The organism is Citrobacter sp. Cf132, from assembly GCF_030333885.1.
Lineage (GTDB): Bacteria > Pseudomonadota > Gammaproteobacteria > Enterobacterales > Enterobacteriaceae > Citrobacter > Citrobacter freundii.
This window is the reverse complement of sequence record NZ_JAOWFA010000071.1, coordinates 419,115-431,301: the sequence shown is the minus strand read 5'-3', so window position 1 is coordinate 431,301 and position 12,187 is coordinate 419,115. Positions and strand designations below refer to the sequence as shown.

At 51.4% G+C, this 12,187-nt stretch carries 8 protein-coding genes; 4 read left to right on the top strand and 4 right to left on the bottom strand.

What is annotated here, in order from left to right; all coding sequences use genetic code 11:
* The first annotated feature begins 2 nt into the window (after positions 1-2).
* Positions 3-416: a proofreading thioesterase EntH gene (gene entH, locus OGV85_RS22670; protein ID WP_003022055.1), complete on the top strand. Its 414-nt coding sequence runs from the start codon at positions 3-5 to the stop codon at positions 414-416.
* 44 nt (positions 417-460) lie between these two features.
* On the opposite strand, the gene OGV85_RS22665 is transcribed toward entH, so the two are convergent.
* Positions 461-4,816: an autotransporter outer membrane beta-barrel domain-containing protein gene (locus OGV85_RS22665; protein ID WP_061548056.1), complete on the bottom strand. Its 4,356-nt coding sequence runs from the start codon at positions 4,814-4,816 to the stop codon at positions 461-463.
* Positions 4,817-5,409: 593 nt separating this feature from the next.
* Between OGV85_RS22665 and cstA the strand changes: the two genes are divergently transcribed.
* Both cstA and OGV85_RS22655 read left to right on the top strand, forming a co-directional pair.
* Positions 5,410-7,515: a pyruvate/proton symporter CstA gene (gene cstA, locus OGV85_RS22660; RefSeq protein ID WP_003022061.1), complete on the top strand. Its 2,106-nt coding sequence runs from the start codon at positions 5,410-5,412 to the stop codon at positions 7,513-7,515.
* Positions 7,516-7,578: 63 nt separating this feature from the next.
* On the top strand, positions 7,579-7,776 hold the full coding sequence (locus OGV85_RS22655) for a YbdD/YjiX family protein (RefSeq protein ID WP_003022064.1): 198 nt from the start codon (positions 7,579-7,581) through the stop codon (positions 7,774-7,776).
* Positions 7,777-7,890: 114 nt separating this feature from the next.
* Here the strand turns inward: OGV85_RS22655 and OGV85_RS22650 are convergent, their stop codons facing one another.
* A complete protein-coding gene (locus tag OGV85_RS22650; protein WP_061548057.1) occupies positions 7,891-8,979 on the bottom strand; it encodes an oxidoreductase in 1,089 nt (362 codons plus the stop codon).
* 131 nt (positions 8,980-9,110) lie between these two features.
* Between OGV85_RS22650 and OGV85_RS22645 the strand changes: the two genes are divergently transcribed.
* Entirely contained in the window at positions 9,111-10,271 is a 1,161-nt protein-coding gene (locus tag OGV85_RS22645; RefSeq protein WP_061548058.1) for a pyridoxal phosphate-dependent aminotransferase, read from the top strand.
* Here OGV85_RS22645 and OGV85_RS22640 read toward each other — a convergent pair whose 3' ends face one another.
* The gene (locus OGV85_RS22640) at positions 10,272-10,889 is read right to left on the bottom strand and encodes an IbrB-like domain-containing protein (RefSeq protein WP_003022071.1); all 618 of its coding nucleotides are present in this window, start codon (positions 10,887-10,889) and stop codon (positions 10,272-10,274) included.
* Positions 10,874-12,097: a phosphoadenosine phosphosulfate reductase gene (locus tag OGV85_RS22635; RefSeq protein WP_061548060.1), complete on the bottom strand. Its 1,224-nt coding sequence runs from the start codon at positions 12,095-12,097 to the stop codon at positions 10,874-10,876. The genes OGV85_RS22640 and OGV85_RS22635 overlap by 16 nt, the downstream gene beginning before the upstream one ends.
* Positions 12,098-12,187: the final 90 nt, after the last annotated feature.

The following is a 12,187-nucleotide window of genomic DNA, read 5'->3' as shown; positions in this document are numbered from 1 at the left end:
CGATGATCTGGAAACGTCATTTGACGCTGGATGAACTCAATGCCACCAGTCAGAACACGATGGTGGCGCATCTGGGAATGGTCTATACCCGACTGGGTGATGATGTGCTGGAAGCCGAAATGCCGGTGGATAGCCGAACGCATCAGCCGTTTGGCCTGCTGCATGGCGGCGCGTCGGCGGCCCTGGCGGAAACGTTAGGTTCGATGGCGGGTTATCTGATGACGCGTGACGGGCAGTGTGTGGTGGGGACGGAACTAAACGCCACGCATCATCGGGCGGTATCGCAGGGGAAAGTACGCGGCGTTTGTCAGCCGTTGCATCTTGGGCGTCAAAATCAAAGCTGGGAAATCGTCATCTTTGATGAGCAGGGACGACGCTGTTGCACCTGCCGTTTAGGCACGGCGGTGATGGGGTGAAAGATAAAACGCGTCTGAGCATACCAGACGCGTTTTTGTGTAGATTACCAGCTATAGTGCAGGTTAACGCTGCCACTGAGATCGCTGAAATCGTTGTTTCCTTTCTGCCCTGTTGCCTGCGCGCTAATGTTCCATTGATTGTTGATAGCGGCCTGGATCCCGAGTTTTATTTCAGCGCGATCGGCGGGAAGATCCAGGTTTACCGCTGAGTTATCAAAGGATACCGCCATATCATCGGTCATATGTAGCCAGTTGACTTCGGCGAATGGCTGAAGAACCGCATTGGTTGTCGGTGACGAACCCTCGACGCGAAGACCGAGGCGAGTGGTCCAGTTTTCGCTATTTTGACCGTCAATACGCGTATTGTGTGCTTGCACGCTGTCCGCTTTGTAGCTTTGCCAGACAACCTGTAATTGCGGTATCAGACTTAACGATTGGTTACTGGCGAAGTCCATCGTATATCGATAGCCGCTTTCCAGAGAGAGCGCGTTGGCGGTTGAGTCGTAATGTGTTGTTCCTGCATCACCGTTTTCAACGCTATTATCGTAGAAACCATATTGATACCAACTGTCGACATACCAGCCACGATGACGCATAGCATCAGCATACCAGGTTGCGTAAACGCCCAAATTGTAGCCGTCGATATCTCCGGTGGCTGAAAACTGGCTGCCATCTGCGCCGCGGTTTCCTGTGCTATCTGTACTGCCATTGATATAGCTTCCCATGAGTCCCAGCGTCAGACTTTGCTGACCGTTGTTCCAGGTGGCGATATCCCGGCCAAGTTGGAACTGGACGGAATCGCTGTCCATGTCGACATTTCCATCCGCAGCAGTAGAGTCCGTGTTTCCGCCTTTTACACGTAGCCATAAGTCGCCTTCATGTGAACGATACTGGCTATCTTCACGGTCGAAAAGCGTTTGCATTTGTAGCTCGCGAGCCAGCCACTGATTCCCCAGATAAGCGCCGATATCGGCACGGTATTGTGGATTTGATGGTTTACCGTCGCTGCCGCCGTCGTCGGGGTCGACAGGGGTTACGTCGCTGCCGCCGTCGTCGGGGTCGACAGGGGTTACGTCGCTGCCGCCGTCGTCGGGGTCGACAGGGGTTACGTCGCTGCCGCCGTCGTCGGGGTCGACAGGGGTGACGTCACTGCCATCGTCGTCAGGATCGACAGGAGTAATATCTCCCCCGTCATCGGGTGTCTCCGCCTGTGAGCGTAAATACCAATTTTCATTATCTTCGTATAAGCGATATTCGTACGGCCCAATCAGGACCCGATTGCCCAGCGAGAAAGCATCATCTGTTGATGTACCGCCAACATTCACAATTTCAATACCCTGGTCGGTGAATGCGCCTTCCCCTCCAGCCTGGTTGATGTACAGCGTGGTTTTACCGTCCACGTCACCCGCTACAATCAGTTCATCGGTCGGCGAGCTATCGTCGCCTAAATAAGTATTGAGTGTCAGGTTACCGCCAGTGCCAGTGTAGTTGCCGTTAATAGTCAATGTATTGCCCGGCGTCGTCCCGGAGCTTGCGATACTGCCCTTGTTGGTGACATTACCGTTTATGATAAAACCGCTTTGGGCGGCAGTATTATCGCCAAAGCGTAATGTTCCAGCGTTGTCCACGTTGCTGTTAACGGCGCCATTGCCACCTAAGGTTGAACCTTGCCCGACGGTGACATACTGCTGACTGCCTGCGGCACCAATAACGCCTGTCTCTGTTAGCCATAACGTCCCCTCCTGCACGGCGGTGGTACCGCTATAGGTGTTATTCGACGTCAGAGTGAGTGTGCCTTCTCCTTTTTTGGTCAGGCTCTTACCGTCCCAACCGCTGCGCGTGTCTGATGCGACGTCTTCCAGTTGGCTATTGACAGTAAACTGCTTGCCGCCATCGAGGGTGAATGTGCCGTGAGCAGGGGTGGCGACGGAGCCAGACTGTCCGGCATACCAGCTCAGGCCAACACCCAATTGGTATTGGGTGTTATCTGTGGCGCTGATTTGTCCGAATACTGACAGGTAATCCGGTATTGAGTCAGTATCCGTTGATAAGCTGGCAAAATCTTCGGTGATTGCAGTGTCTGTATCAATCAACGTAATAGTTTCAATGTCTTGTAATTGAGCGTCAGAGGTGAATGTGCCGATATCCAGCGCATTGCCGCTATTACTGATATGTAAATCACCGCCTAACGCAATCTCACCCCCGGTAATCAATGGTGCGCTATTGGCGCTGGCCAGGGCTGCTGCGCTAAGATCAACATTCAGGATGCTACTTTCCAGCAACGTCAGGCTATTAGCATGTAATGTGCTGTCGGCTGCCAGTTCTACGGTACCCGCATTGTCCAGCGATGTCAGGGTTGAACTGTTAGTAACGAGCCATTTTCCTTGATCGGCGAGCGTAAGGCTAAGCTCAGAGTCCAGGCCGCGGGTGTTAAAGTCGTGATTGATGGATGTTGCGCCCTCAAAATAAGATCCCGCATCCATTGTCAGATTGATATATCCCCAGCCGCTGTTAACGATGTCGCCGATAATCGTCTTTTTTCCCGTACCGTTGATGGTGCCACCGGGCAATATATTGCTGCCGGACGACACTTTAGGTACCCAGATAGCGATTCCATCGTCGTTGGTTTTAATCGTTGTGTCACCACTCAGATTGACGATGCCGCCCTGTTGAACCATAACGCCAGAAGCGTTGATGGCTCCTGTCATGTCGATGTTCATGTTGCTGGCATTAATAATGCCTGCGCGGGTAAAACTGTTATCGCCTATAGCCGAAAGCCCGTAGGAATTGGCTCCGTTCATAATGATGTCGGTATTGGAGATATTAATAGTTGAACCACTAAATTGTGCTGATGCGCCATAGCCTCCCGAGGCATAAATTGTGTTTCGATTATCCTGAGAACCGTTGAAATTGATCGTTGATGGGTCAGAAAAAGATGTATTGGCTATCAGCCCGTACGTTTTGGCGGTGTCGCTTCGTCCGTCGATCGTACTGCCTTCACCAATATTAACGACGGTGGCATACATGCTACTTTGGGCTGTTATCGCTGTTCCTTGCGCTGTTTTTACCGTCAGGTTATCCGCGTCAAGTTCCCCGTATCCTCGGCCAGTGAGGTAAATAGTTGATGCCGTTCCGGTGGCGCTGATGGAACTGCAGGAACCGAGATCTACCAGACCTCCCTCTATACGGATACCTTCGGTTTTGCCGCCGGTCACTTCAATTGTCAGGTTTTCGGCATGTGCAGCGGCAGTGACGTCTTCTTTTTTTGTCGCCGAATAATCTCCGACAAACAGACCATATCCTTCGGAAAAGCCTGCCACGGTTATGGTCGAGTCGTGGCCAAAGTCGATGTTGCCTGAGATGTCTGCGCCGCGGCCACTTGTGTGTTCTGTAGAGGTAGTGGATACATCGATCGTCAGGTTATTAGCAGCGATCTGACTTCCCCTTCCTGACGTCAATCCATAGGCCGTTCCACCTGGAGTGGAGAGCGTTATCTTACTGCCTTCACCCAGATTAATATGGTTGTTTGACCCTGTCTGGATTCCATAAATCATCACGGTATTTGCTGAGTCTGCCGTTGTGACATCGATAACCAGGCCGTTCGCATTGAGCGTTGTATCTTTGCCGAAATAGAGACCACTGCCTCTCTCGGTACCACTGTTGATTTCTATGTGGGTGTTGTCTCCCAGATTGAGCGTGGTTTTCTCTGCCCTGGAGGTATCGATACCCGTCGTTTTACCGGCGGAGTGGGAGGTGACATGAATGGAGCCGCCATCCATGGTGAATGTATTACCGCCATCATAGAAAAAGACACCGGTACTATTTCCGTTCTGGGATTCAACGTTGATTTTGCTTCCTTGCCCGAAGTCGAGAGATGAATCCATACCGTGAATATAAACACCATAGGCGGTGTTGTTACTGGCAACGTTAATTAATAGGTTGTTGGCATCGATGCGAGTACCTGGATTTACTTTATTAATGTAAACACCATTTGTTGAGTTTGTAGTGGTTGAACCGGTATCGGTTACGTTAATCTGTGTATCGTTTCCTAAATCATTTATCACACCGTTATCGAGTTTAACGCCGATTGAACCGCTATCCCCCGTAACGTTAATTGATGCCTTACCCTCAATTTGCACTCCTTGACCACCGGTCACGGTGCTATCGATACCCGTCCCTCCTGATAATGATGTTATAGTGTCACCATTGTTCAGGATGATGGTTTCTCCGCTCTGTGGGCCTTTATCTGCGGCAAGGGCGGCGCTGGTCATGATGCCGACGGTTGATAAAAGCACCCCGGCAACGGTGGTTCGTACCCGGTTATCGCCACGAGAGCGTTCTGACACGACGATGAACATGTTTCGCGCGATATTCCAGACAATGCGATAGCATTTATTCATTATTTATATCCTTATAAAATTATGCCGCTATTAATGAATAACATTCTGCGTAAAATGATTTTGGATGTTTCTATGTATGCTTTTTAAATATATGTTAGAAGGTGGTGGTGATATTTTTATGTAATTTCACTTAATCAATATTGCATTGGATTATAGGTAGGGGGTATCGCTAAAGGTAGCTTTTGATGTCTGATTATTTATCAGGATTAATAAAAGCATTCCATGTATAAAAAATGAGAATATCCTAAGAACATTAATGGTTTTATAATTAAGGATGTTGCTACTTATGGTTTTAAAATAAGGGCACATCGCCAGAGTGATGAAATGCTAAATAATTATAATTTACTGTAAATGTATCTATGTTGATGATGAATTCTGTAATTGGCCTCCTGGGCAAGCAAAACGCTGGCCCAGCCGCATAAGTAACGTAATTGTTTCAGCTATAGTTGTAGCAAAGGTGATCCAGTTAACAATGCAATGTAAATAGTCAGTGATGTCTCAGGTTTATGTGGTTGTCAGGTTGTTAAAATCAGGAAAGATGTTATAGAAACAAAATGTAACATCTTTCTGGATCACGCAAACGGACAACAACTATGAATAAATCAGGGAAATACCTCCTCTGGACATTGCTCTCCGTTATCGGAGCATTTGCCCTGGGATATATTGCGTTAAATCGTGGTGAACAGATCAACGCGTTGTGGATAGTCGTGGCGTCAGTCTGTGTCTACCTTATCGCTTACCGTTTCTACGGCCTGTACATCGCGAAAAATGTACTGGCGCTGGACCCGACGCGTATGACGCCAGCCGTGCGTCATAACGATGGTCTGGATTATGTTCCCACCGATAAAAAAGTACTGTTTGGTCACCATTTTGCGGCGATTGCCGGAGCGGGTCCGTTAGTTGGACCGGTGCTGGCGGCGCAAATGGGCTATCTGCCGGGTATGATCTGGCTGCTCGCCGGGGTGGTACTGGCAGGGGCGGTGCAGGACTTCATGGTGCTGTTTGTTTCTACCCGTCGCGATGGTCGTTCCCTTGGCGAACTGGTGAAAGAAGAGATGGGCCCTACGGCGGGTGTTATTGCGCTGGTGGCCTGTTTTATGATCATGGTGATTATCCTCGCGGTACTGGCGATGATTGTCGTGAAAGCGCTGACCCACAGCCCGTGGGGAACTTACACCGTAGCGTTCACTATCCCGCTGGCGATTTTTATGGGGATTTACCTGCGCTATCTGCGCCCGGGCCGCATTGGTGAAGTGTCGGTCATCGGTCTGGTATTCCTGGTGTTTGCCATTATTTCCGGCGGCTGGGTAGCGGAAAGCCCGACCTGGGCACCGTACTTTGACTTTACCGGCGTACAGCTGACCTGGATGCTGGTGGGCTACGGCTTTGTCGCCGCCGTGCTGCCGGTGTGGCTGCTGCTGGCCCCGCGTGATTATCTCTCTACCTTCCTGAAAATCGGCACCATTGTTGGTCTGGCGGTAGGGATTCTGATCATGCGTCCGACGCTGACCATGCCAGCTCTGACCAAGTTTGTTGACGGTACTGGCCCGGTCTGGACCGGTAACTTATTCCCGTTCCTGTTTATCACCATTGCATGTGGTGCGGTATCTGGCTTCCATGCGCTGATCTCCTCCGGTACCACGCCGAAGATGCTGGCGAATGAAGGGCAGGCTTGCTTTATCGGCTACGGTGGAATGCTGATGGAATCCTTTGTCGCCATTATGGCGCTGGTTTCCGCGTGCATCATCGATCCGGGCGTGTACTTTGCGATGAACAGCCCGATGGCGGTGCTGGCTCCTGCGGGCACGGTTGATGTAGTGGCTTCTGCGGCACAGGTAGTCAGTAGTTGGGGCTTTGCTATTACGCCAGATACTCTGCACCAAATCGCCAATGAAGTGGGTGAGCAATCCATTATCTCCCGCGCAGGTGGTGCGCCGACGCTGGCCGTCGGGATGGCGTACATTCTGCATGGCGCACTGGGTGGCATGATGGATGTGGCGTTCTGGTATCACTTCGCCATTCTGTTTGAAGCTTTGTTTATTTTGACGGCGGTTGATGCCGGTACACGCGCTGCGCGCTTTATGCTGCAGGACTTGCTGGGCGTGGTGTCACCGGGCCTGAAACGTACCGATTCGCTGCCAGCGAACCTGCTGGCGACGGCGCTGTGCGTGCTGGCCTGGGGTTACTTCTTACACCAGGGTGTGGTGGATCCTCTGGGTGGTATTAATACCCTGTGGCCGCTGTTTGGTATTGCTAACCAGATGCTGGCCGGTATGGCGTTGATGCTCTGTGCTGTGGTGCTGTTCAAGATGAAACGCCAGCGCTACGCGTGGGTGGCACTGGTCCCAACCGCCTGGCTGCTGATTTGTACCCTGACCGCTGGCTGGCAGAAAGCGTTTAGCCCGGATGCAAAAATCGGCTTCCTGGCTATCGCCAACAAATTCCAGGCGATGATCGACAGCGGTAACATTCCGGCGCAGTACACCCAGTCGCAGCTGACGCAGCTGGTGTTTAACAACCGCCTGGATGCGGGTCTCACCATCTTCTTCATGGTAGTTGTTGTGGTGCTGGGTCTGTTCTCCATCAAAACTGCGCTGGCAGCATTGAAAGAGGACAAACCAACTTCGAAAGAGACGCCGTACGAGCCGATGCCAGAGAATGTCGAAGAGATCGTGGCGCAGGCGAAAGGCGCGCACTAATATTCTCTTAACCAATGAGCCCTCTCCTGAATGGGGAGGGCGTTTGTACGACAGGGAATCACTATGTTTGAAACACTCGCCAAAGCCGGGAAGTATTTAGGTCAAACCGCCCGATTAATGATAGGTGTGCCGGATTACGACAACTATGTTGAGCATATGCGCGTCACGCATCCGGACCAAACGCCAATGACCTACGAAGAATTTTTCCGCGAGCGCCAGGATGCGCGATATGGGGGGAAAGGCGGCGCGAAGTGCTGTTGATTTTTTGCCGGATGGCGCTGACGCTTATCCGGCCTACAACATCGCATTTGCCGTTATAATTAGTCGTCGTAGGCCTGATAAGGCGAAGCCGCTATCAGGCATCCCATACCCTAATCATACCGTAAACGACTCTACCTTTTCGAATGCTGCGCGCAGTGTCTCCGGCGTTAACGTTACCGGCAGGGCGTGAATGGACTCCACCGGGCGCAGGGTGTGCGTAATCACTTTGTCGATTTCTGCGCGATTATTGATGTCCACGTCCAGTTGAGCTAATCGGGTTGGCAGGTTGAAGCGCTGATAGGCGGTAATTAACTGCGCCAGCACGTCATCTTGTCCCAACAACGCACTCTGCACCAGGATGCCGTACGCCACTTTAGTGCCATGTAAAAACTTCTCTGTTTGTGGGAGGACGGTCAGGCCATTGTGAACAGAATGTGCCGCCGCCACGCGGGTGTAGCGCTCGCCCAGACCACCAACCATGCCGCCTCCGGCAATAATCGCATCCACTACATCGCAAAACGCGCGGCTTAACGAGCCTTGTTGTTTGTCTGTCAGCGCCTGCTCGCTGCTTTCCAGCAGGACGTCGCGGATCGTCTGCGCGGCATCGATACCCAGACGAACAGTTAATGGCAGGTTTTCTGGCTGAGGCGCAAGCACGACGGCCTCGTACCACTTCGCCAGCGTGTCGCCGATCCCCGCCAGTAGATATTCCTCTGGCGCATTGAGAACGATCTCGGGTTCGACCAGAACGAGGAAATTGGCATCAGGGAAAATTTCAAAATGCAGCGCCTGGCCTGCATCGTTATACCAGACGGAGAGCGGCGTCCAGGCAGCGCAGGTCGCCGCAATCGTAGGAATACCGACAAACGGCAGATCCAGACGACGGGCCAACGCTTTAGCGGTGTCGAGCAATGTTCCTCCGCCCACGCCAATCACCACGCTGCGATTCTCTCCCGACTCTTTTGCCAGTTGAGCAACATCGGTTTCGCTGCAATGTCCCGTAAACAGCAGGCGCTTAGCCTCGGCGAGATGAAATGTCTCTGGCAGATAAGGGCGGGCCGCATCGATAGCGCGCTCACCATAAACCCACACGGCGCGTGAAAGTTGGTCGGCAGTGAAAAAGTCGTTGAGTCTCGACAGGCTGCCGGGATGGGAAAAATAGTTGGCCGGGCCGGTGACGACGCGAATCTCGGTATTACTCATGTTGTGTTGTCCTTTGGCTGTCCTGTCCAGGCAGGTTATTTTTATATAGACGTCTGAACGTCTTGATTGCCAAATACTAGCATCGTGTTATAGTGGCTTCAACCACAACATCACACGCTGGGATAACAATAATGAGTAATAACCCGCTGATTCCGCAAAGCAAACTGCCTAACCTGGGCACTACTATCTTCACGCAAATGAGTGCGCTGGCGCAGCAGCATCAGGCCATTAATCTCTCGCAGGGATTTCCTGATTTTGACGGTCCGCTCTTTTTGCAGGAGCGTCTGGCGTATCACGTCGCGCACGGTGCAAACCAGTATGCACCGATGACGGGCGTGCAGGCGCTGCGCGAAGCCATCGCGGATAAAACGGCAGACCTGTACGGCTACAAACCCGACGCGAATAGTGAAGTGACCATCACGGCGGGGGCCACAGAAGCGCTGTATGCCGCGATCACTGCGCTGGTGCGCCCAGGTGATGAGGTGATTTGTTTTGACCCGAGCTACGACAGCTATGCGCCTGCGGTTGAATTATCCGGCGGGGTGGTTAAACGTATCGCACTGCAACCACCGTCTTTTCGCGTCGACTGGCAGGCTTTTAGTGCCTTACTCAGCGACCGTACCCGATTGGTTATCCTGAACACGCCACATAATCCTTCTGCCACCGTGTGGCATCACGCCGATTTTGACGCGCTGTGGCAAGCAATTAAAGAACGCGAGATTTTTGTCATCAGCGACGAAGTTTATGAGCATATCTGTTTCGCCAGGCAAGGGCATGCCAGTGTGCTGGCACATTCAGACCTGCGGGAACGCGCTGTTGCTGTTTCATCGTTTGGTAAGACCTACCATATGACCGGCTGGAAGATTGGCTACTGCGTTGCGCCAGCCGCCATTAGCGCTGAGTTGCGCAAGGTACACCAGTATCTGACGTTTTCCGTCAACACGCCGGCTCAGTTGGCCCTGGCGGATATGCTACGAGAAGATCCTGCACACTATCGCGAGCTGCCTGCGTTTTATCAGAAAAAACGCGACGTGTTGGTGAACGCGCTGCGTGACAGCCGACTGGAAATTCTGCCGTGTGAAGGCACGTATTTTCTGCTGGTCGATTACAGCGCCGTTTCCACGCTTAACGACGTGGAATTTTGCCAGTGGCTGACCACTGAAGTGGGCGTTGCGGCGATACCGCTGTCGGTGTTCTGCGCCGATCCTTTCCCGCATAAACTGATTCGTCTCTGTTTTGCCAAGCAAGAATCGACGCTGTTAACAGCAGCTGAACGTCTGGTGTCGCTGTAGCTATTTCACCGTCCAGGCTTTGGAGAATCGACGGTCGGCGAACAACTCTTGCAGACCGTTGATTTGCTTCAGGCGTAACACCTCGTCGTTGTCCATGCCGAGATCCTTGCCAATTCTTTCTTCACTCCATCCCAGTTGCGATAGCTCGCGGACAATCTCGGACATGGCGTGGATTTGATGACGCCCACGGGCGCGGTTGTGGCGAATGGTCGCCGCCATACGCTCATGGCGTTCTCGTTCTAAACAGGCAACCGGCAGATATCCTTTAAGCCTGGGCCTCAGTGAGGCTTTGGCTTTACCTAACTCGTGGCGGTGGAAACCATCGACAATTTCGTATTCCTCTGCCGTTGAGTGAACCACCACAATGGGCTGTGTAAACCCGTCTGCTTCAAGGGACTTCAGCAGCAGCTTTTTCTCCGGCGGCGCAACGTTATTGGGGTTGTAGTCATTGGGTGAAATGTGATCATTTTTAACCCAAAGTACGCAATCTACGGGTTCCTCGCGAAAGGGACTGACGCTGTGTATCGCCCGTCTGAATTCATTGATGGCTTCAATTCGTTCTTCTTCTGACAGGCCAGAAAGAAAGCCGAGGAGTTCCTGAGTTAGTCGGTGTTGCATAAGATTCCCCATTCCTGGCGTTTTGTTTTCATACGTTCGTTATAGCGTTGGTAGTTTTTGGGTTTCGTTGGACTGAATGAAAGTGCCCGACACCAGTAGTCATTATTCAACAGGACTTTGCAGATACGTCGCCATGAAGGAATATCTTTCGAACCAATATCGCCTTCTTGAGTTTGCGGGATATTATCCATGCCTTTTTTCTTATACCACTGCAAATAGACGGCGATTTTATTGCGGTAATGCTCTGCGGTAGTCTCCGGCATGCTGTTCAATAGCAGCATGGCATATTCCTGCCAGCTTAAATGTTCTGGTTTAAGTATTTTCCGATGACCGTAAAAATGGTTGTCATGACCGGCATAAATACCCCCGCTTTTAACACCGCTGACGCGGGTGCACATAGCCGCCCAGCGCTCGGGTTCAATGACATGATATAGCCATAATCCCTGACGCTGTTCTGGGCCAAAGGGCTCACAAATACGCATGTAGCGCGTGGGAACACCAGCCTGATACATTAGATTGTATAATGGATTACACGGCATTCTGGTTTTTGCAAACCAGGTCCATATATCGGCGGTTTTCCAGTCATAGAGAGGATAAATATACCAGGTGTGTCCGCCGGGGGCGCTTGTAGTCCAGGGTTTATCATCGGCAAAGCGCTGTTTTTGCGAGTTGGCAATGGCAACAAAGCGGTTATATGACTCATCGGCGCGGATGCCCACCATCATCGCGGCTGGACGTTTCTCTGAAAACCAGTCAGCGAACTCACGAACAAATTGTTCAAAAGTCATGCCGGGTTGATAGAAGGAGAAATATTCAGGATCGGTTATGGCATCTGCGGGCGGCTGGCGAACCCATTGTGTAACCGGCTCCCAACACTGCCATTCGGGTTGAAATTGTGACAGTGAATTTTGGGTAGTGAGCGGTAAGGCCACCCAATAAAATTGTTCGATGACATCGGCATAATGTTCACGTAGAGCTCCTACATAGTCGATAGTGCAGGAGAATTGTGCTTCCCAATCGATAAACAGCACATTTATTTTTTTATGCAGTTGGCGTGCAAGCATGGCTGTCAGATGTAGCATTAGCCCTGAATCCTTCCCGCCGGAAAAGGAGACACAAACACGAGGTAGGGTTTCAAGTGTCCAGGTTATGCGCTCCAGAGCGGCTTCCAGCACGTTTTGACCAAGCGGGATTTTATAAATAGACATATTGAACTCATATCAGAATTATTATTCAAAATAATAACAAATGCTGACAATAAGATATGCTAATTTTTATTGGGTGCAACTTTTTTAATG